General features: G+C 73.4%; 19 protein-coding genes. 7 read left to right on the top strand and 12 right to left on the bottom strand.

Features of this window, described 5'->3' with window-relative positions; genetic code table 11:
- Positions 1 to 46: 46 nt before the first annotated feature.
- The 4 genes from D0T12_RS19170 to D0T12_RS19155 are packed head-to-tail and all read right to left on the bottom strand — an operon-like array spanning position 47 to position 3610.
- On the bottom strand, positions 47 to 877 hold the full coding sequence (locus tag D0T12_RS19170) for a heme ABC transporter ATP-binding protein (protein ID WP_117400945.1): 831 nt from the start codon (positions 875 to 877) through the stop codon (positions 47 to 49).
- The gene (locus D0T12_RS19165) at positions 874 to 1905 is read right to left on the bottom strand and encodes a FecCD family ABC transporter permease (protein WP_117401122.1); all 1032 of its coding nucleotides are present in this window, start codon (positions 1903 to 1905) and stop codon (positions 874 to 876) included. Before D0T12_RS19165 ends, D0T12_RS19170 begins: the two co-directional genes overlap by 4 nt.
- Entirely contained in the window at positions 1902 to 2924 is a 1023-nt protein-coding gene (locus D0T12_RS19160; RefSeq protein WP_233526159.1) for a heme/hemin ABC transporter substrate-binding protein, read from the bottom strand. The genes D0T12_RS19165 and D0T12_RS19160 overlap by 4 nt, the downstream gene beginning before the upstream one ends.
- The gene (locus D0T12_RS19155; RefSeq protein WP_233526158.1) at positions 2921 to 3610 is read right to left on the bottom strand and encodes a hypothetical protein; all 690 of its coding nucleotides are present in this window, start codon (positions 3608 to 3610) and stop codon (positions 2921 to 2923) included. Before D0T12_RS19155 ends, D0T12_RS19160 begins: the two co-directional genes overlap by 4 nt.
- Positions 3611 to 3833: 223 nt before the next feature.
- On the opposite strand from D0T12_RS19155, the gene D0T12_RS19150 reads away from it, so the two are divergent.
- Positions 3834 to 4442 (top strand): dihydrofolate reductase family protein, encoded by a 609-nt coding sequence (locus D0T12_RS19150; protein WP_117400944.1) that lies wholly within the window; start codon positions 3834 to 3836, stop codon positions 4440 to 4442.
- Between the two features lie 106 nt (positions 4443 to 4548).
- Here D0T12_RS19150 and D0T12_RS19145 read toward each other — a convergent pair whose 3' ends face one another.
- Genes D0T12_RS19145 through D0T12_RS19135 form a run of 3 tightly spaced genes read right to left on the bottom strand, consistent with a single transcriptional unit; the run spans position 4549 to position 7942 of the window.
- Complete coding sequence (locus D0T12_RS19145; RefSeq protein ID WP_117400943.1) at positions 4549 to 5406, bottom strand: alpha/beta fold hydrolase; 858 nt, start codon at positions 5404 to 5406, stop codon at positions 4549 to 4551.
- On the bottom strand, positions 5406 to 6332 hold the full coding sequence (locus D0T12_RS19140) for a VOC family protein (protein WP_117400942.1): 927 nt from the start codon (positions 6330 to 6332) through the stop codon (positions 5406 to 5408). The genes D0T12_RS19145 and D0T12_RS19140 overlap by 1 nt, the downstream gene beginning before the upstream one ends.
- Positions 6333 to 6382: 50 nt before the next feature.
- Positions 6383 to 7942: a bifunctional 3-(3-hydroxy-phenyl)propionate/3-hydroxycinnamic acid hydroxylase gene (locus D0T12_RS19135; protein ID WP_117400941.1), complete on the bottom strand. Its 1560-nt coding sequence runs from the start codon at positions 7940 to 7942 to the stop codon at positions 6383 to 6385.
- A 154-nt stretch (positions 7943 to 8096) separates the two neighbouring features.
- Here D0T12_RS19135 and D0T12_RS19130 point away from each other — a divergent pair, with 154 nt between their 5' ends.
- Complete coding sequence (locus D0T12_RS19130) at positions 8097 to 8756, top strand: TetR/AcrR family transcriptional regulator (protein ID WP_199487543.1); 660 nt, start codon at positions 8097 to 8099, stop codon at positions 8754 to 8756.
- A gap of 27 nt (positions 8757 to 8783) precedes the next feature.
- On the opposite strand, the gene D0T12_RS19125 is transcribed toward D0T12_RS19130, so the two are convergent.
- Positions 8784 to 9560, bottom strand: a complete 777-nt coding sequence (locus D0T12_RS19125) for an IclR family transcriptional regulator (RefSeq protein ID WP_117400939.1) — start codon at positions 9558 to 9560, stop codon at positions 8784 to 8786.
- Positions 9561 to 9630: 70 nt separating this feature from the next.
- On the opposite strand from D0T12_RS19125, the gene D0T12_RS19120 reads away from it, so the two are divergent.
- From D0T12_RS19120 to D0T12_RS19105, 4 genes are read left to right on the top strand one after another with little or no spacing between them, the layout of a single operon-like run.
- Positions 9631 to 10815, top strand: a complete 1185-nt coding sequence (locus D0T12_RS19120) for a cupin domain-containing protein (RefSeq protein ID WP_117400938.1) — start codon at positions 9631 to 9633, stop codon at positions 10813 to 10815.
- Positions 10812 to 11660, top strand: a complete 849-nt coding sequence (locus D0T12_RS19115) for a fumarylacetoacetate hydrolase family protein (protein WP_117400937.1) — start codon at positions 10812 to 10814, stop codon at positions 11658 to 11660. The genes D0T12_RS19120 and D0T12_RS19115 overlap by 4 nt, the downstream gene beginning before the upstream one ends.
- On the top strand, positions 11660 to 12364 hold the full coding sequence (locus tag D0T12_RS19110) for a maleylpyruvate isomerase family mycothiol-dependent enzyme (protein WP_117400936.1): 705 nt from the start codon (positions 11660 to 11662) through the stop codon (positions 12362 to 12364). The genes D0T12_RS19115 and D0T12_RS19110 overlap by 1 nt, the downstream gene beginning before the upstream one ends.
- 22 nt (positions 12365 to 12386) lie before the next feature.
- Entirely contained in the window at positions 12387 to 13688 is a 1302-nt protein-coding gene (locus D0T12_RS19105) for an FAD-dependent oxidoreductase (protein ID WP_117400935.1), read from the top strand.
- A 54-nt stretch (positions 13689 to 13742) separates the two neighbouring features.
- Here D0T12_RS19105 and D0T12_RS19100 read toward each other — a convergent pair whose 3' ends face one another.
- From D0T12_RS19100 to D0T12_RS19085, 4 genes are all read right to left on the bottom strand, one after another.
- Positions 13743 to 14591, bottom strand: a complete 849-nt coding sequence (locus D0T12_RS19100) for a S1 family peptidase (protein ID WP_117400934.1) — start codon at positions 14589 to 14591, stop codon at positions 13743 to 13745.
- Between the two features lie 91 nt (positions 14592 to 14682).
- Positions 14683 to 16032: an amidase gene (locus tag D0T12_RS19095; RefSeq protein WP_199487542.1), complete on the bottom strand. Its 1350-nt coding sequence runs from the start codon at positions 16030 to 16032 to the stop codon at positions 14683 to 14685.
- Positions 16033 to 16058: 26 nt separating this feature from the next.
- Positions 16059 to 17702: an amidohydrolase gene (locus tag D0T12_RS19090; protein WP_117400932.1), complete on the bottom strand. Its 1644-nt coding sequence runs from the start codon at positions 17700 to 17702 to the stop codon at positions 16059 to 16061.
- Positions 17699 to 18058 carry a hypothetical protein gene (locus D0T12_RS19085; RefSeq protein ID WP_117400931.1) on the bottom strand — a complete coding sequence of 120 codons (360 nt, stop codon included), beginning with the start codon at positions 18056 to 18058 and terminating at the stop codon, positions 17699 to 17701. The genes D0T12_RS19090 and D0T12_RS19085 overlap by 4 nt, the downstream gene beginning before the upstream one ends.
- 136 nt (positions 18059 to 18194) lie before the next feature.
- Here D0T12_RS19085 and D0T12_RS19080 point away from each other — a divergent pair, with 136 nt between their 5' ends.
- Positions 18195 to 19274, top strand: a complete 1080-nt coding sequence (locus D0T12_RS19080) for a LacI family DNA-binding transcriptional regulator (RefSeq protein WP_117401121.1) — start codon at positions 18195 to 18197, stop codon at positions 19272 to 19274.
- Positions 19275 to 19359 lie beyond the last annotated feature (85 nt).

Here is a 19359-nt window from a genome sequence, read left to right as displayed (position 1 = left end):
AGGCTTTCGGGTTCAAACGCTTCCACGTTTCACCCGGCGGCGGCCATCACCCCGGGGCGGCGCGGCGCGGCAGGATCAGCGGCCGACCGGTGCGCGGATGCGGGAGGACCTCGATGTCGTGCCGGTACACCGCGCTGAGCATCTCGGCGGTGAGGACGTCACCGGGCGGGCCGCACGCGACGAGGCGGCCCTCGGCGAGCACCGCGACCCGGTCGGCGTGCGCCGCGGCGAGCCCGAGATCGTGCACGACGGTCACCACGGCGGCTCCGGCTGAGGCGCGTTCCCTGACCACGTCGAACACCATCTCCTGGTGGTGCAGGTCGAGGGCGGCGGTGGGCTCGTCCAGCAGAAGCGTCCCGGTCCGCTGGGCCAGGACGCGAGCCAGGGCGACCCTGGCCTGCTCGCCGCCCGACAGCCGTGGGTGCGGACGGTCCGCGAACTCGGAGACGTCGGTCTCGCGCATCGCCTCGGCGACGGCGGCATCGTCGTCGTCCTCCAGCGGCGTGCCCGCCCAAGGTGCCCGTCCCATCCGGACGACCTGCGCGACGGTGAACGGGAACGACATGGTCTGCCGCTGGAGCAGGATCGCGCGCCGCATCGCCAGCTCTGTGTGGCCCCATGTGGCGAGCGGGGCGCCGTCGACGGAGATGCCGCCGGTGAAGGCGACGTCCCCGCCGACCGCCGCCAGCAGCGTCGACTTCCCCGCGCCGTTCGGGCCGACCAGCGCCAACACCTCACCGGTCCGCACCGTCAGGTCGACGCCGTCGAGGACCGTCCGGGCGCCGCGCTCCACTTGCAGCCCCCGGATCTCGACCGCCGCCGACCCGGGCGGGACGGGACGCGGCGTGATCGGCCTCCGGACGCGCAGGCCGATCACGCCCAGCCTCCCGACCCGCTCCGGGCGCGGCGCAGCAACCAGAAGAAGAACGGCCCGCCGATCAGCGCGGTCAGCACCCCAAGGGGAAGCTCCTGGTAGGCGATCGCGGTCCGGGCGACCAGGTCGGCCGCGACCAGCACGACCGCGCCGCCGAGCGCGCTCGCCGGGATGAGCGTCCGGTGCCCGGGGCCCACCACCATCCGGATCAGATGCGGCACGACGAGCCCGACGAAGGCGATGACCCCGGCGAACGCGACCGCCGACGACGTCAGCAGCGCGATCACGACGATCGCGGTGAAGCGCAGGCGCTCCACGTCCACACCCAGGTGGCGGGCGGTGCGCTCGCCGAGCGACAGCAGGTCCAGGCGCCGCGCGCAGCCGAACGCGACCGCGCAGCCCGCGGCGGCGAGCGGCGTGACGGTCGCGACCGCGCCCCAGTTCGCGCCCGCGAGGCTGCCGAGGTTCCAGGCCGTGATGGCGCGCAGCGCGTCGTTCCCGGCCGCGAACATCAGCAGCCCGAGGAGCGCGCTCGCCACCGCGTTCACCGCGATGCCGGTCAGCAGCAGCGTGACCACCTCGGTCCGTCCCGCGAACCGCGACACCGTGTACACCAGCAGGGTGGTGCCGAGGCCGCAGCCGAACGCGGCGGCGACGATCGTCCAGTCGCCGAGCACGGTCAGGCCGAACACGATCACGGTGGCGGCGCCCACCGCCGCTCCCCACGACACGCCGATCACGGCGGGCTCGGCGAGCGGGTTGCCGAAGACGCCCTGCATGACGGTGCCGGAGCAGCCGAGCGCCGCCCCGGTCACGACGGCCAGCGCGACGCGCGGGAACCGCACGACCCACAGCGCGTCGTCGCCCCGCAGGGCGGTCGGACGCGGTCCGACATCCAACCCGACGCGGTGCAGGATCGACCCGATCACCTGGTCGGGCGGGACGTTCACCTGCCCGACACTCGCCGCGACGAGGCACAGCACCGCCAGCGCGACACCGAGGCCCCCGAGCAGGACGGCTCCGCGGGTCATCCGCACGTCCGGTACACGGCGGCGGCGAGCGCGGAGATCGTCTCCCCGGTGCGCGGGCCGAACGACAGCAGGGTGCCGTCGTCCACGTCGATGATCCGCCGGTTGCGCCCGGCCGGGGTCTGCGCGATGCCCGGCAACTTGATCAGGCCGGACACGCCGCCGACGGACTTCAACCCGGCCGTCATCACCAGCAGCACGTCGGGCGCCGCGTTGATCAGCCCTTCGCTCGTGATCGGCCGGAACCCGGACAGGCCGATGGCGGTGCCCGCGTCGGTGGCGCCGACCGCCTCGATCATCGCGTCGGACCCGGCGCCGTCGCCGCCGATCAGATAGACGCCGACGGTGCCGCGGACATAGAGGAACGCGACCGTGGGCCGGTCGCGGGGCGCCGACTTCGCGGCGGCCCCGATCCGGTCGCGGACCCGGTCGGCGAGCGCGCGGCCCGCGCCCGGCACGCCGAGCGCCTCCGCCACGGCCCCGATGTGCGGGCCGATCGCGTCCAGCGTCTGCCGGTCGTCCACGAGCACGACGGGCACGCCGGACCTGCGGAGCTGTTCCAGCGCCTCCGGCGGCCCGATGCTCCTGTCGGCGATCACGACGGACGGGTTCAGCTTGAGCACGCCCTCGGCGGACAGATCGTGCCCCTGACCGGTGACGAGCGGGAGATGCCGCGCCGCCGGGAACGTGGTGGAGACGTCGCGTCCGACGAGCCGGTCGCCGAGGCCGAGCCCGTGGACGATCTCCGCCAGCGAGCCGTACAGGTTGACGGCGAGGACCCGCCGCGCGTCGCGGACGGTGACGTCCCTGCCGTCGGCGGACCGGACGGTGACCGGCAGTCTCGGTGTCTCCGGTGACGCGACGGGCTCCGGATCACCCCGTGGCGCGGCGACGGTGCCCGCCCCGCAGCGGGCGGCGGTGTCGGTGCCGCCGGGCGGCCGGCCCGCCGTCCCGGCGGCGCATCCGCCGAGCAGCAGCGCACCGGCCAGCGCGAGCGCCGCAGCCCTCGCCGGTCGGATCACGCGGCCGCCCCGGCGGGGGGCCGGCGTCGACGCAGCACGAGGACCGCGCCGCCGACCACGACCAGCGCGCCCGCGCCCGCCGCCGCCCACACCCACACGGGAACTCCGCCGTCCTCGCCGAACTTCACCGGCACCAGGACGTCCTGCGAACGGTCGCCCCTGCGCGTGTGGTCGGTCCGGGCCGCCACGGCGCAGCGCACCTCGGCGCAGTCGACGGACTTGTCCAGCGCCGCTCCCACGCGGATCGTCACGTCGAAGGTGCCGCCCGGCCCGTAGGGGACCGTCAGGCCCTTCCCGTACGGCGGCGGGTTCGACGAGATCCACTGAGAGGCCCCGGCCTTCCCGGACGTGTCGGCGCCGCCGCCGCACGGCCCGGGAGGCTTCCCGGCCCCGTTGGCCTTGCAGAGCCCGATGTAGATGCCCTTGCTCGTGTCGAAGCCGGAGCCGGTGACCCGTACCGTGGCGCCCTTCTCGGGCAGGCCGTCCACCTTGGAGACGGTCATCGTCTGCCCCGCCGGGCCGGTGGCCTTGCCGGGGTCGGCGTACGCGGCGGGGGCGAGCGCGCCGCCACCGGCGGCGCAGGCGGCGGCCGTCAGGGCGAGCGCCGCGACCGGACGCGGGACCGTGTGCTTCACCTGCGTGTGCTTCACCTGCGTGCGCTTCACGTGCGGGTACGTCACGGGCATCGGGCGTCAGCTCCCTCGGGAGGAGATCCGCGGCCCACCAGGGCCTTGAGATCGAGAGTGGCCCTTACCTTAGCTAAGCCTTGCCTAAGTTCAAGGGGGGTCTCCGTTGACCAGGGCGCGGCGACTCCGAAAAGATCCCCGGAGGGACTCCGAGGACGCGAACACGGCTCCGACCCCGCGTTGACGGCGCCGACCGGGTACCCGAGATGTGAAGGAGGCGACTATGAGCAAGGTCACCTGTGACATCACGGTCTCCGTGGACGGCTGCGTCGCGGGCCCGAACCAGAGCCTGGACACGCCGCTCGGCGAGGGCGGCGAACGGCTGCACCGGTGGATGTTCGAGGAGGGCGAGGCCGAGGCCAACGCCGACGTCGTCAAGGGCATCGTCGACGCCGGGGCGTTCATCATGGGCCGCAACATGTTCGCCTCCGGGCGCGGCGAATGGGACCTCACCTGGCGGGGATGGTGGGGCGACGAACCGCCCTACCACGCGCCGGTGTTCGTCCTCACCCACTACCCGCGCGATCCGGTGCCGATGGAGGGCGGTACCACGTTCGACTTCGTCACCGACGGGATCGAGGCGGCCCTCTCCCAGGCGCGTGACGCGGCGGGCGGCAGGAACGTCGCCGTCGCCGGCGGCGCCCAGACGGTGAACCAGTACCTGGCGGCGGGGCTGATCGACGAACTCCGCCTGCACATCGCGCCGATCGTCCTCGGGGCGGGCGAGCGGCTGTTCACCGGTGTCGGCGACCTCGCGCTCGAACCGACCTCGGTGGCCCGCACCGAACTCGTCACGCACGTCACCTACCGCGTCGGCCCGCCACCCGACTGACCCCGGCCGGGAACCGGGCTCGTGCCCGCGAGAAGGACGTCCGGCCGCGGTGGGCGCCCGTTCCACCGCGGCCGGACGTCTCAGCCCGTTCTCTCTCGGCCCGTCGTCACCGTGGCCCGGCGGCGTTGGCGACGAAGTCGATGACGAGCCGGTTGAACTCGGCCGCGTGCTCGATCATCGCCCAGTGCCCGCAGCGGTTGAGGACCACCAGGCGGCTGTCCGGGATCGCGGAGAGCAGGAAGAGCGAGTTCTCGAACGGCACGACCCGGTCGTCACGGCCGTGGACGAGGAGGGTCGGCACCTCGATGCCGGGCAGACTCTCCAGGTCGGCCCAGACCGGGAGCGGCGCGCCCTTCGGCAGGCCCTCGACGTAGTTGCGCAGGTGCTCGGGACGGGCGAGCGCCGCGTCCGAACGGGCCTGACACAGCTCCGGGGTGGCGAACCGGGCCTTGTCGAAGCACATGATCTCGACGAGTTCGCGCATGTTCTCCGGGCTCGGATCCCGGTACGCCCGGATGAGGGCCTTCAGGCCCTCGGACGGGCCGTCGCCGGGGGCGAAGAGGCCGGGCCCGCGGCCCACCGGCGGGCCCATGGTGATCAGGTGCGTGATCCTGTCGGGATGCTCGGTGGCGAGCCGGATCGAGGTCTGCCCGCCCATCGAGTTCCCGACGAACGCGGCCTTCTCGATGCCGAGGGCGTCCAGGAACTGGATCGCCGCGTCGACGTGGTCGAGCCGGTCGACCGTGGCCGCGTCCGAGCCGCCCCAGCCGGGCATGTCCACCGCGTACACGTGGAAGTGCTCGGCGAGGGCCTCGATGTTGGCGGAGAAGTTGCTCCAACCCGTTGCGCCGGGCCCGCTGCCGTGCAGCAGAACGACGGGATGCCCGTCGCCCGCCTCGTAGTAGCGGAGCGTCCACTCCTTGGTCTGGACGGTGCGCGCCGCCTCGGCCTGCGTGAGCGCCATCAGCGGCCGTCCTCTCCGGACGCGGCGGCGAGCAGGCCCGCGACGACCTCGGGCGGCTGGTGGCCCCAACTGTGCAGCCGGTCCAGCGTTCCGATCTGCCAGGTCTCCTCGTCGACGAGCAGGCCGCCCCAGCCGTACTCGACGCTGAAGCCGGACGGCGTCCGCACGTAGAAGCTGAACATGTGGTCGTTGGGGTGCATGCCCAGGGTCATCTCGAACGGCTGCCCGGCGGCCATGCAGCGGTCGTAGGCCGTGCCGACGTCGCGGATGTCGGTGACCTCCACCATGAAGTGGTGGGTCCGCTTCGGGTGCGGCATGTCGCCGAACGCGACGGAGTGGTGCCGGGGGTTGCAGCGCAGGAAGATCAGGTCGGCGACGACGCCCGGCTCGACCTCCTCGACGATGGTGTCGGAGATCCGGAAGCCGAGCAGCCCCCGGTAGAACTCCAGGTAGGTCTCGCGGGCGACGCCCTGGGCGAGCAGCACCTGGTGGCCCGCGCCCCCGGCGCCGGTGACGAATCCGCCGAGCAGGACGTCGGAGTGGAACGGTTCGTCGGCGTCGGCGAAGCCGGTGACCAGTTCGAGGCGGTTGCCCATCGGGTCGGCGGTCACCGCGACGCGGTCGACCTTCCGGGACGCGGCGAGCGCGGCGTCGCCCTCGGTGACCTCGACCCCGGCGGCCGTCAGCCTCTCGACGATCTCGTCGAGGGCCGTGTCGCTCTCCACCTCGTAGCCGCTGACGGCCAGGTCGTCGGCCGGACCCCGGCGGATCAGCCAGCGGTGGGGCTTCTCGTCGGTCCGCAGGGCGAGGGTGTCGGCGGTCTTGTCCGCGAGCTGCATGCCGAGCAGGTCGACGCCGAAATGCTCCCAGTCGGAGAGGCTGCTCGCCTCGTACACGACGTAGGCCAGTTCCTTGACTCCAGTCATATGGTCGTGCTCCTTGCTCTCTCGATCAGGCGGGTCACGTGCGCTGCCGGTCAGGCGGACGCGGGAAGTTCGGGGGCGGCGAGGCCGGAGACGTCGGCGGCCGCCACGAACCGGTCCGGGCGCACCGCGACGGCGCGGACGCCGTACCGGGCCAGCCACGGCAGCAGGACCTCGTCGAGGTCGACGAGGTCGTCAGGTCCCTGGGTGTAGGCCGTCCTCGGGCGGATCGCGATGTAGCGGGCCCCGAGTTCGTCCCACCGGGCCCGCTCCTGCGGTGTGAGCAGCGTGGCCGGGGCGACGTCCGCGCCGAGCAGGACGAAACCGTCGCCGAGGAGGTCGTCCAGGCGCGCCATCCGCCCGGTGGTGTCGCCCGCGATGGGCTGGGGGACCATGCGGCCGACGACGCCGGCGTCCCCGACCGGGCCACGGATCCAACCCGCCTCCAGCACGGGCGGCGCGATCAGCGGCGGCTCGAACGGGGTGACCGTGTTCTCCGGCACCCGGTTCATCTCCTCGATCTCCTCCGGCGTCGCCTCCTGCTTGATGACGCGGCCGAGCTGGACGGCCAGGCCGGTGTAGAACGCCGCGTTCGGGCGCCGCTCGGCCTCGTAGGTGTCCAGCCAGGTCTCGTCGAGCTCGCCCTTGAGGACGCGGGCCAGCTTCCAGCCCAGGTTGTGGACGTCCCGCATCCCGGTCTGCATCCCCGCTCCCGCCCACGGCGGCATGAGATGGGCGGCGTCGCCGGCGAGGAAGATCCGTCCGGCGCGCCAGGTGTCGGCCATCCGGCTGTGGTGGCGGTAGAAGGCCCACTGGTGGATCGAGACGTCCTCGGTGGTGACGCCCATCGCCTTGAGCAGCGGCCACACGTCGGCCTCGGTCGCGAAGTCCGCCTCGGTCTCGTGCGGTTTGAGCGGGATCTCCCACCGGTGGTTGCCCGCCGAGAGCGCGATGTCGACGACCGGGCGCTGCTGGTCGGACCAGAACGTGAGGAAGTCGCGGTCGGGCCACCAGCGCTTGACGCGGCAGTCGATGACGATCCACTGGACGTCGAGGGTGTCGCCGAGCAGCGGAACGCCGATCATGCCGCGGGTGGCGCTGCCGCCGCCGTCGGCGCCGATCACGTAGCGGGCGCGCACGGTGCTCGTCCGCCCGGTCGCGGTGTCCGTCGCCGTCACCGTGACCCCGTCGGCGTCCTGCGCGAGCCCGGTCACCTCCGCGCCGTAGCGGACGTCGACCAGGTCGCCGTGCTCCTCGGCGCAGGCGCGCAGCTCGGCCTCCATGACCGGCTGGTAGATGTTGTAGAAGCGCGGCTCGGCGCCCAGCGTCGACGGCGGATGCTCGACCCGCATGATCTCCGTGCCGTCGTAGGTCACCCAGCGCAGTGCCCGCTGCGGCTCGATCACCTTGGCGATCCGCTCGTGGACGCCGAGATCCTGGAAGATCCGCATCGTCCAGTCGTTGACGGTGACGGCGCGGGCGCGGGGATAGATGTCGGCGTCCCGCTCGATCGCGACGACCGAGACGCCGTGCTTGGCCAGGGTGAGCGCGGCGGTCACGCCGGTGGGGCCGTAGCCGACGATCGCGACGTCGGCGTCGAAGTGCTGGGTCATACGGTCTCCGGGCGGCTCTCTGAACAAGTATTGTACCGATCGTTCGGTACGAACGTGGTCAGCCTCACATGGCGTCCGGCTCCCGTCCATGAAGTTCCGCTGTGCAGAACCGCGGGTGGCGGGCCGGGGAACGGGGACATCTATGCTTCGACGCGTGGCGGACGAGACGAGCGGCAACCGGCGCGGCCGCAGATCCCGGGAGGAGATCCTGGACGTCGCCTCCCGCATCATGGCGGAGCGCGGCTACGCCGCCACCTCGCTGTCGGTGCTGAGCCGGGAGACCGGCCTGCCGAAGAGCGCCGTGTACCACCACTTCCACTCCAAGGCGGGGCTGCTCTCGGCGGTCATGGCGCGCGGCGCCTACGACTTCTTCGCGGCGATGCGGGAGGCGCAGGCGGGCGGCCCGGTGGGGAACACGCCGCGCGAGCGGCTGACGTGGTTCCTCCAGCGCACCGGCGAGGTCTTCCTGGCGCGCCCGGAGTTCCTGCGCCTGCACCTGATCCTGCTCATGAGCGCCGAGGCCGCCGAGGCCGAGGTGGACGCCATCATCGAGCGGGTGCGGCGCGACGGCCGCGCGCACATGAACAAGATGATCGCGGCGTCGTTCGCCCCGGCGGGCGCGGAGATCGCCCAGGCCGTCGCGGACGAGCTGGACTACTTCGGCATCGCCGGGTTCGACGGCGCGTTCGTCGCGTTGCAGGCCGCGCCCGAGCGCGGTCTCGCCGACCAGATGGCGCTGCTCGCCGAGGCCGTGGCCGCGCTCGGGGAGGCGCGGGTGGCCGGGCTGCGCGCCCGCGACACGGCGGCGCGCTGACCCACGGCCCCGGTCGGCGGGCGCGCCTCAGGTGCCTTCTCGGAGGTCCTCCTCCACGGCGCGCGCCGTGGCATTCAGCGCGGCGACCAGGGGCTGGAGGCGGTGCGGGTCGTAGCGCACGCTGGGCATGGACACCGACACGCCGGCCAGCGCGGTGCCGTCCCGGTCGCGCACCGGGACGCCGACGGCGACGAGGCCGCGTTCGGAGCGTTCCCGGTTGACGGCGAACCCGTTGCGGCGCAGGCGCTTCAGCTCCGCCCGCAGCCGGGGGAGGTCCGGGCGGTCGGCCGGACGGTCGCGGTAGCGCTCGGGGGCGTAGAGCTCGTCCAGTTCCGCGTCGGTGAGGTCGGCGAGCAGCAGCAGCCCCGCCGTCGTGCGGTGGGCCGGGAACACCATGCCCTCCCGGGAGCCGACCCGCACCGCCTGACCGCACTCCACGCTGGCGACGAACCGGGCCGTGTCCCCGGTGCGCACGATCAGGTTCGTGGTCTCGTCCAGGAGATCGACGATCCGGTGCAGATGGGGCAGGGCCGCCGCGCGCAGCCGCGACACGAGTGACTGCGAGTGCGAGGCGAGTTCCAGCACCGGCCCGGCGCGGTAGACCCGGTCCTCGTCCTGGACGGCGAAATCCCGGTAGACGAGCATCGCGAGCACCCGGTGGGCGGTCGACCTGGCGACGCCGAGCCGTTCGGCGATCTGCGACACGGTCGCGCCGCCCTCCAACTGGAGGATGGTCGCCGTCCGCAGCGCGTGATCCACGCTCGCGATCGGGTAGGGCGGCGGTGTCTTGAGCGGTTTGTCCATGGCGATCCCTGCGATTCTGTTCTCCAGAATCTACCAGGTCTCCTAGCAGAAACGGGGGAGGCTGGGGAGCATGACGCAGCCCGCCGCCGACCCCGACACCGCTCCCGGCTCGCCCGTCCGGCTCCGCGCCGTTCCAGGGGAGGGACGCCCCGAGGTGACCCCGGCCCTCGAAGAGCTGTACCGGGGCTTCGAGCGCGAGTCGCTCGTGCCGTTGTGGACCGAGATCGGCGACCTCATGCCGCCCCATCCGCGCCCGCGCGCCGTGCCGCACGTGTGGCGGTGGGGGCGGCTACGGGAGCTGGCGGCCCGGTCGGGTGACCTCGTTCCCGTCGGCCGCGGCGGTGAGCGTCGCGCCATCGCCCTGGCCAACCCGTCCCTCGGCGGGCGGCCGTTCGCCACCCCGACGCTGTGGGCGGCCGTCCAGTACCTGATGCCCGGCGAGGACGCCCCGGAGCACCGGCACACCCAGCACGCCTTCCGCTTCGTCGTCGAGGGCGAGGGCGTGTGGACGGTCGTCGGACGCGACCCGGTGGCCATGCGGCGCGGCGACTTCCTCCCGCAGGCGGGCTGGAACTGGCACGCCCACCACAACGCCACCGCCGAACCGATGGCCTGGATCGACGGCCTGGACATCCCGTTCCAGTACGCCACCGACACGCAGTTCTTCGAGTTCGGCCGGGACGAGATCGGCGACGAGGAGCGGATCACCCCGGACCGCTCGCGCGCCGAGCGCCTGTGGGGCCACCCCGGCCTGCGCCCGGTGTCCGCCGACGTCACCGGTCCCGGCTCGCCGCTGCTCGCCTATCGCTGGGAGCACACCGACCGCGCCCTGACCGACCAGCTCGCCCTGGAGGCGGAGGGGTACGGCGGCACGGTCGAGCCGGGCCATGCCGCCGTCCGGTTCACCGATCCCGCGTCCGCCGGCGACGTGCTGCCGACCATCCGGGCCGAGATGCACCGGATCACGCCCGGCACCGAGACCGCGCCCGTGCGGGAGACGGGCTCGTCCGTCTACCAGGTCTTCGACGGCTCCGGCCGCGTCACCGTCGACGGGAGCACCTGGTCGGTGTCACGCGGCGACCTGTTCGTCGTCCCGTCCTGGCAACCGCTCTCGATCCGCTCCGAGGCGGGCGCCGACGACTCCGACTCCGGCGCCCTGGACCTGTTCCGGTTCAGCGACGCGCCCATCTTCGAAGCCCTGCGGCTCGACCGTGCCCACATTGACCGCACCCGTAAGGAAGGAACCACCCGATGAAGCTCGCCACCCTCCGCGTCGACGGCGCCACCAGGGCCGTCCGGCACGACGGGGAGGTCCTCGTCGACCTCGGCGTCCCCGACCTGGGAGCCCTGCTCGGCCAGGACGGGTGGGCCGACCGCGCGGCGTCCGCCACCTCGACCGACGCGACCACCTACCCGGTGGACGGGGCCGACTTCGCGCCCGTGGTGCCCACCCCGTCGAAGATCGTGTGCGTCGGGCTCAACTACCGGAACCACATCCAGGAGATGGGCCGGGACCTGCCCGAACACCCCACGCTGTTCGCCAAGTTCGCCGACACCCTGATCGGCGCGGGCGACGACATCGTGCGCCCGCCGGAGACCGACCGCTTCGACTGGGAGGTCGAACTCGCCGTCGTCGTCGGCGCGCCCGTCCGCCGGGCGCGCGGCGAGGAGGCGGAGCGGGCCATCGCGGGCTTCACCGTCCTCAACGACATCACGTGCCGGGACTGGCAGTTCCGCACCCGCGAATGGCTCCAGGGCAAGATGTGGGACTCCACCACCCCCGTCGGCCCGTACCTCGTCACGCCCGACGAACTGCCGGGCGGGGTCCGTCCGGAGCTGGACGTGCGCCTGCTCGTGGACGGCGAGGTCATGCAGTCCGACTCCACCGGCGATCTGGTCTTCGACCCGGTCGACCTCGTCGAGTACGTCTCCACGGTCGTCCGGCTGAACCCCGGCGACATCATCGCCACCGGCACGCCCGGCGGTGTCGGCCACGCCCGCAGGCCCGAGCGCTACCTCCTCGGCGGCGAGACGGTCGTCGCCGAGATCCAGGGCGTCGGCCGCCTGACGAACCGGGTGGTCAAGGAGGCGGCGTCCTGATGAGCAGGACCTTCGACGACACCCGCCGCTGGGTCCGGTTCGGCACCGACCTGATGCTCAGGTCCGTCGGCGGCCTCGACGACGACGCGTTCGCCGCGTCGAGCGCCCTGCCCGGCTGGAGCCGGGCGCACGTGGCGGCGCACGTCGCCGCCAACGCCGAGGCCCTGTCCAACCTGGTGCACTGGGCCGCGACCGGCGAACCCACACCGATGTACGCCTCGCCCGAGCGGCGCGCCGCCGACATCGAACAGGGCCGCGCGCTGCCGTCCGGCGAGCTGACCGCGTGGCTGCGCCGCTCGGCCGACGCGCTGGAGGCGGGCATGACCGCGCTCGGCGAGGAGCGGTGGAGCGCGCGGGTCGTCACCGCGCAGGGACGTACCGTCCCCGCCACCGAGATCCCCTGGCTGCGCTCCCGCGAGGTGTGCGTGCACGCCGTCGACCTCGCCACCGGCGCGACCCTCGCCGACCTGCCGCCCGACTTCCTCACCGCCCTGTGCGACGACGCCGTCGCCAAGCGCGCCACCGCGCCCGGCCCCGCCCTGACCCTGCGGGCGCCGACCGCCGTCTGGGAGCTGCCCGGCGACGGCGAACCCGCCGTGGTCACGGGCGAGCTGCACGACATCGCGGCCTACCTGACCGGACGGCCCGCCGCCCCGCTCACCGTGGACGGCGCGCCCGCCCCGGCCCTGGGAGCCTGGCTGTGACCCGTCACCGAAGGAGCGGAACATGAAGCCTGAACCCGGCCCCGCCGGACGGCCCGACGTTCTCGTGGTCGGCGGCGGCATCGGCGGTCTCAGCTGCGCGTACGCCCTGGCCCGCCGGGGGTCGCGCATCCGCGTCCTCGAACGGGCCAGGGAGTTCGGCGAGGTCGGCGCCGGGCTGCAGATCGCGCCCAACTGCACCCGCGTCCTCGCCGAGTACGGGCTGCTGGACGAGGCCAGGGCCCTCGGCGTCGTCCCGCGCGACATGGTGATGCGCGACGCGCTCGACGGGCGGGTGCTCACCCGGCTGGACCTGCGCGACCTCGAACGCCGCTACGGCCACCCGTACATGGTCATCCACCGCACCGATCTCCAGGGCATCTTCCTGCGCGCCTGCGAACGGGCCGGTGTCGAGCTGCTCACCGACCGGACCGTCGTCGGCTACGAGAACGCGGAGGACGGCGCCCGGGTCGTCCTCGCCGACGGGCGGGTCGAGACCGCGCCGCTGGTCGTCGCCGCCGACGGGTTGCACTCGGTGGCCCGCCGCCTGCTGGTGGGCGACGACGTCGTCAGCTCCGACTACGTCGCCTACCGCGCGGCCGTCCCGATCGAGCGGGTCAGGGGCAACGACATCGCGGAGAAGGACGTCACCGTCTATGTCGGCCCCCGCTGCCATTTCGTCCAGTACGCCCTGCGCGGCGGCGAGGTGTTCAACCAGGTCGCCGTGTTCGAGTCGCCCGGCGCCCTGGCGGGCGAGGCCGACTGGGGCACCCCCGAGGAACTGGACGCCGCCTTCGCGGGCACCTGCGACACGGTGCGCCAGGGCATTCCGCTGATGTGGCGGGACCGCCGGTGGCAGATGCTCGACCGCGACCCGATCGACACCTGGGTGCACGGCCGTGTCGTCCTGCTCGGTGACGCCGCGCATCCGCCGCTCCAGTACATGGCGCAGGGCGCGATCATGGCGATCGAGGACGGCTGGGTGCTCGCCGCCCACCTCGCCCGGCAGGTCGGGACCGCCACACCGGACGCCTCGCCTGATTGGGACGCGGCGCTGGCGGCGTACGAGGCGGTCCGGGTGGAGCACTGCCGCCGGGTGCAGACCACGGCCCGCGCCTGGGGCGAGCTGTGGCATCTCGACGGAACGCCCCGGCTCCAGCGGAACGCGCTCCTTCGGGCACGGGACGTCCACGACTATTCCTTCACCGACTGGGTGTACGGCCCGACCGCCCTGACGCCGGACGAGCTGCCGCCCATGTTCGCGCCGATCCCGCTGTCCTCAGCGGTCGTCGAGGACGCGGAGGCCGTGCCCCGATCACGCGTGTGAGCCGGCGGCCGCCTCCCCTCGGAGGGCGAGGGGAGGCGGCCGCCGCGCCGGGCGTCAGCCCGAGCCGGTGATCACGCTGTCGATCCAGGTCGCGTGGACCGTCAGATCGGTGTAGATGCCCTTGCCCGTACGGCAGTCGGGAAGCCGCGGAGGCTCACTGGGGTCCTGCTCCAGAACCTCGACCCGGCTGAACGCCCCGATGAGGCGCCAGCCGCGGACGGTGCGGCGCAGCATCGGGCCGCCGGAGTCCCCGAAGCACGGACCGGTCGCCGTGTCGGGGTTGCCGGTGCAGACCTCGGAGTTCGGATCGATCGGCGCGCTGATGTTCACGCAGGCCGCGGGCTGGCGGACGGCCGAGTCGAGCTGTTGCAGCACCTCGGGCCTGCCCTCGTCCCCGCAGAACACGCCGGGCTGCGTGCATCCCCAGCCGAGCAGCCGGACCGACGCGCCGACGGGCTGCCGGACGTCCAGGCGGACCGGCGCGTTCGGCACCGGCTGGTCGAGCCGGACGAGCGCCAGGTCGAAGCGCGCCGGGCTGCCCTCGGGATGGGGGACGAACCGTTCGGCGCGGCGGGCGCTCCCGCCGCTGTCGAGACGCAGGCTCCCGACGCGGAGCTCGACGTCCTCGGGCGACTTGCCCGACACGCAGTGCTGGGCGGTGACGACCCAGTCGGCGGTGAGCAGGCTGCCCCCGCAGAAATGCCCGTCCCGGGCCGTCTGGAGGGACACCATGAACGAGTACGGCGCGGGCGCGTCGCTCCCGCCGATGATCATGGGGCTGACGGTGCCGCCGGACCCGGGCGGGCCGGGGTCGGCGGGCGCGGCCGAGGCGGCCGGTGCGGATAAGCCGAGACAGAGCAGCGCCGCGAGCGACGCGATCAGAGCTGAGCGAAGGTGGCGCAAGGCACGAATCCCTTCTTGAAGATCATTACGATTTAGATCGTGCCATATCCCCCTGACACAGCCCCGCCGCCACGGTCCCGCCACGGTCCCGCTACGAAAGTGCCTCCAGGCCCGCGGCCACCGCGAGGAGGCGCGGCTCGTCGTAGTGGCGTCCGATGAGCTGGACCCCGGCGGGACGGCCCTCCGGCGCGGCGCCCGGCGGGACGGACACCGCCGGGTGGCCCGTGTGGTTCGCGAGGGACGTCAGCCTCACCATGGCGGCCACGGCGTCCTCGGGACGACCGCCCAGCTCCACCTCCGTGCGGCCAAGCTCGGGCGGGTCGACGGCCAGGGTCGGCAGGGCGATGACGTCCACGCCGGTCAGGGCCTCGTCCACCGTGGCGCGCAGGATGGGACGGCCGCGCTGGGCCCGCAGGTACTCCTCGGTCGTGACGGCCGCGCCCGCCGCGATCCCGTCCTTCATCGGCGCGTCGTAGCGGTCCTCGGCCGCGCCGAAACGCCGCAGATGGTACGCGGCCATCTCGGCGGACAGCACCGGCCAGTGGACCGCCTTGACCTCGTCCTGGTCGGGCAACTCGACCGGGACGATCTCGGCGCCCCCCGCGCGGGCGGCGTCGACGGCGGTGCGGAAGTCCCGGAGGACGTGCGGCTCGGCGATGCCCAGATACTCGTCCGAGGGGACGCCGATCCGCGCACCGGCGAGGCCCGCGCCCACCGCCGGGTCGAAGCCACCCGATCCGCCCGTGCCGCCGGCGCCGCTGAGCAGGACGTCCAGCATCAGAGCCACGTCGGCCACCGTCCGGCCGATGGGACCGGCGTGGTCGAGCGACCAGGCCAAGGGGATGATCCCGTCGGTGGGGAGGAGACCGTAGGTGGGTTTGAGGCCGACGACCGCGCAGCACGCCGCCGGGATCCGGACGCTGCCGCCGGTGTCGGTGCCGATCGCCGCGAAGCACATCCCGGCGCGCACGGCCACCGCCGAGCCGCCGCTGGAGCCGCCCGCCGTCCGGCCCGGGTCGAACGGGTTGCGGGCCGGGCCGAGCGTGGTGAGCGCGAACTCGTCCATGGTGGTCGTGCCGACGATCACGGCACCGGCCTGCCGGAGCGCGCCGACCAGGGTCGCGTCACGGTAGGCGTACCGTCCTTCCAGGACGCGGGAACCGGCGTCCTGCGGCATGCCCGCCATCGCCACCATGCTCTTGACGGCGACGGGCACCCCGTCGAGGGGGCCGAGCGGCGTCCCCGCCGCCCACCGCCGCGCCGCCTGCTGTGCCTCCTCCCTCGCCTCGGTGGCGCGCGTGTGCGCGAACGCGCGAAGTTCGTCGGCGCCGATCCGGGCGAGCGCGTCCTCGACGGCGTCCACCGGGGTGAGGTCCCCGGCGTCGTACAGGTCGCGGAGTTCACGGATCGTGCGCGGAGTCCGCGACGCGGTGGTGGACATGGGGACCTCCCGGGTGTGTCGGTTCATCAGGCGTGCCAGACCTGCTCGGCGCCGACCCATGTGGACAGCACCGGAAGTTCCGCCAGCGCGTCCGGCTCGACGGTCAGCGGGTCGTCGCCGAGGACGGTGAAGTCGGCGAGGCCGCCCACGGCGATCCGGCCCTTCTCGTGCTGCTCGCCGGAGGCCGCCGCGGACCCCGCGGTGTACACCTCCAGCGCCTCGTACGGGGTGAGCCGCTGGTCGTCGCCGAGCACGGTGCCGTCCTGCGCGCGCCGCGTCGTCAGGGACCGCAGCGCGTACAGCGGCTCCAGCGGGCCGCACGGATGGTCCGACGACCCCGCGACCGTGATCCCGGCGTCGCGGAACGCGCGGTGCGGGCTGATCCGCGCGGCGCGGTCGGGACCGTAGTGATGGACGAGGTTGCGGCCGTGGTAGGAGATGAACGCGCCGAACGGCACCGGTATCACGCCGAGCGCGCGGATGCGCTCCACCAGCCCTGCATCGACCACCGAGCAGTGCTCGATGCGGTGGGTCTGGCCGGGGCGCGGGGGAGTGGCGGCGACCGCGGCCTCCATGGCGTCGAGCACCTTGGAGATCGCCAGGTCGCCGTTGGCGTGCACGGCGAGACGGCTGCCCGCCGCGTGCACCCGGTGGACGACCTCGGCGATCTCCTCGTCCGGCATGACCTGGATTCCGGCGGTGCGTTCGCCGAGCGCGCCCCGGTACGGGGTCCGGCACAGGCACGTGCCACCGGAGACCGCGCCGTCGGTCATCATCTTCACGCCGGTGAACCGCAGCCTCGTGTCGCCGAACCCGGTGCGCATCCCGAGGGCCCGTGCCGTGTCGAAGAACTCGTACCACAGCAGCATCCCGACCCGCGCGGTCAGCGCCCCGGCGTCCCGCGCGGCCTGGTACAGCGCCCAGTCCGCGGGGTGCACCATGGCGTCGCACACCGAGGTGATCCCGGCGGCGTTCATCCGGGCGAGCATCCGCCGCAGCGACTCCACCCGCGCCTCCATGGTCGGCTGCGGGACGAGCGGGGCCCGCGAACCGTGCCCGAGGTAGCCCTCCATCCAGGCCCGCTCGTACAGCACGCCCGTCAGCCGTCCACCGCCGTCGCGGACCAGTTCGCCGCCCACCGGGTCGGGGGTGTCCTCGCCGTACCCGGCGGCGGCCAGCGCCCGGGAGTTGGCGACTGCGCCGTGGTAGGAGTAATGGATGATCAGCACCGGGTGCCGGTCGGAGACCTGGTCGAGCAGGCCCCGGTTCACGCCGCCGCCGTCCTCGGTGCGGGAGACGTCGAAGTTGTGCCCGACCACCCACGCGCCCTCGGGCGTGACGGCCGCCCGTTCGGCGAGCGCCCGCCGCACCTGTTCCGCGCTGCCGGTGACGGTCGGCGCCAGATCGACGTACAGGCCGCCGTCGGCGAGCAGGGAGGGGTGGGCGTGCGCGTCGTCGAACCCGGGCAGCAGCACCCCGGACCCTAGATCGACGTCCTCGGCGCCGGGGAACCGGTCGCGCAGGTCGCGCCGGTCGCCGACCGCCACGACCCGCTCTCCGAGCGTGGCGACGGCCTCCGGCTCGTCGCCGTTCATGGTGAGGATCCGGCGGGCCGAGAAGATCCTGGTCCGGGACCTGCCGTCGGCGGGGACGGCGGCGTGCGGGCTCATACGAGCCCCGCCGAGTCGAGCAGCTTGAGCACGGGCACTCCGATCGAGGTGATGACGGTCATCGACATGACGCTGCCGATGAACGGATGGAAGTCGGCGGGCAGCCGCGCGGCGATGGCGCGGGCCAGCGGCGGACCGGCGGCGGCTGTAGAACTGCGCCTCGTGGTGTCGCCCAGGATCCACACGATCCATTCGTGGACGCCGCGGCCCGCCGGGCTCGTCGCCTCCGGGGCGGTCCCGGGCAGGTCGTCCGCCACGGCCCTCATCGCCAGGTTGAGCAGCACCGCGCCGCCGCAGACCAGCAGCAATTGCGTCGTCAGCCTCGGCCGGGGCGGTGCGACGATCTCGGTCGCCATGGCTGTGACCTCCTCGGACGGCCGTGCCGCGCGGTTTGCGCAAACGTTTGGCTATAACGTTTGCCCAATCACAGACTGCTACCCTGGACGCTGTCAAGAGCCGGTTGCACGGGAAATGCGGATATCAGCGGTGGTCATGCAAGGGGCGAAAAGCGCGACCGACGTGACCCGGGCCGCCGATCCGGCGCCGCCCGCGCCGGGCGGGCGGGCGACGCTGAAGACGATCGCCGACCTCACCGGGCTGCACGTGTCCACGGTCTCCCGGGTGCTGAACGGCACCACGACCGGCGCGCGGGCCGCGTCGGCGGCGACCGCCGAACGGATCAGGCAGGTCGCCCGGGAGGTCGGCTACGTGCCCGACATCCAGGCGGCCGGACTGCGCCGGCAGAGTTCACGGCTGCTCGGCGTCATGATGGCCAGGCTGACCGACCAGGTGCTCGCCTCCATATATGAGGGTGTCGAGCGCGCCGCGACCCGCCACGGCTTCCACACCATGGTCAGCAACACCTGGGACGATCCGGCCACCCGCCAGGCCCATGTCGCGATGCTGCTGTCCCGCCGCGTCGACGCGATGATCTTCGGCGACGCGCATGTGGACGGGACGTTCCTCGCCGAGTTCGCCGCGCACGGTGTCCCGTTCGTGCTGGTCAACCGGCGGGCCGCCGACCATCCCTCGGTCACCTGCGACGACGTGGAGGGTGGCCGCCTGGCCGCCGAGCACCTCTACGCGCAGGGCCATCGTGTGGTGGGCGTGGTGGCCGGGCTGCCGTACGCGGCCAACGGCATCGACCGCACGACCGGCTTCACCCGCTACTTCGCCGAACGGGGCCGTCCCGTGCCCGGCGACCATGTCGTGCACGCCAGCTTCGACGCGGCGGGCGGCGCCCTGGCCGCCGAACGGCTGCTCGACCTCGACCCCCGTCCCTCGGCGATCTTCGCGGTGAGCGACTTCGCCGCCATCGGCGTGCTCGGCGTGCTCCGCGAGCGCGGGCTGCGCGCCGGACGGGACGTCGCCGTGGTCGGCTTCAACGACGTGCCGATCGCCGCGCAGCTCACGATCCCGCTCAGCAGCGTCCGCAACCCGATGCACGAGGTCGGCGCGCGGGGCGTCGACCTTCTCGTCCGCCTGATGCGCGGCGAACCGGTCGACCGCATCACGCTGGCCCCGGAACTTCGCGTACGCGAATCCAGCGCGCTCCCGTACCCCGGCGCCTGAGCTCGTTCCTGGCCGTGACCGGCCATGTTTTACCTCACGTAGTCACGCCTTGACGACGCGCAGACGCCTGTATCATCCTTTCTTG

Origin of the sequence: Actinomadura spongiicola (genome assembly GCF_003432485.1) — a bacterium.
GTDB lineage: Bacteria > Actinomycetota > Actinomycetes > Streptosporangiales > Streptosporangiaceae > Spirillospora > Spirillospora spongiicola.
This window is presented reverse-complemented; position numbering and strand designations above follow the sequence as displayed.

Bases quoted from the DNA above. Each gene is read 5' to 3' on its own strand.
- D0T12_RS19165 (WP_117401122.1), bottom strand. From the start codon at position 1,905: ATGACCCGCGGAGCCGTCCTGCTCGGGGGCCTCGGTGTCGCGCTGGCG.
- D0T12_RS19155 (WP_233526158.1), bottom strand. From the start codon at position 3,610: ATGCCCGTGACGTACCCGCACGTGAAGCGCACGCAGGTGAAGCACACG.
- D0T12_RS19150 (WP_117400944.1), top strand. From the start codon at position 3,834: ATGAGCAAGGTCACCTGTGACATCACGGTCTCCGTGGACGGCTGCGTC.
- D0T12_RS19145 (WP_117400943.1), bottom strand. From the start codon at position 5,406: ATGGCGCTCACGCAGGCCGAGGCGGCGCGCACCGTCCAGACCAAGGAG.
- D0T12_RS19140 (WP_117400942.1), bottom strand. From the start codon at position 6,332: ATGACTGGAGTCAAGGAACTGGCCTACGTCGTGTACGAGGCGAGCAGC.
- D0T12_RS19135 (WP_117400941.1), bottom strand. From the start codon at position 7,942: ATGACCCAGCACTTCGACGCCGACGTCGCGATCGTCGGCTACGGCCCC.
- D0T12_RS19125 (WP_117400939.1), bottom strand. From the start codon at position 9,560: ATGGACAAACCGCTCAAGACACCGCCGCCCTACCCGATCGCGAGCGTG.
- D0T12_RS19120 (WP_117400938.1), top strand. From the start codon at position 9,631: ATGACGCAGCCCGCCGCCGACCCCGACACCGCTCCCGGCTCGCCCGTC.
- D0T12_RS19115 (WP_117400937.1), top strand. From the start codon at position 10,812: ATGAAGCTCGCCACCCTCCGCGTCGACGGCGCCACCAGGGCCGTCCGG.
- D0T12_RS19110 (WP_117400936.1), top strand. From the start codon at position 11,660: ATGAGCAGGACCTTCGACGACACCCGCCGCTGGGTCCGGTTCGGCACC.
- D0T12_RS19105 (WP_117400935.1), top strand. From the start codon at position 12,387: ATGAAGCCTGAACCCGGCCCCGCCGGACGGCCCGACGTTCTCGTGGTC.
- D0T12_RS19095 (WP_199487542.1), bottom strand. From the start codon at position 16,032: ATGTCCACCACCGCGTCGCGGACTCCGCGCACGATCCGTGAACTCCGC.
- D0T12_RS19090 (WP_117400932.1), bottom strand. From the start codon at position 17,702: ATGAGCCCGCACGCCGCCGTCCCCGCCGACGGCAGGTCCCGGACCAGG.
- D0T12_RS19085 (WP_117400931.1), bottom strand. From the start codon at position 18,058: ATGGCGACCGAGATCGTCGCACCGCCCCGGCCGAGGCTGACGACGCAA.
- D0T12_RS19080 (WP_117401121.1), top strand. From the start codon at position 18,195: ATGCAAGGGGCGAAAAGCGCGACCGACGTGACCCGGGCCGCCGATCCG.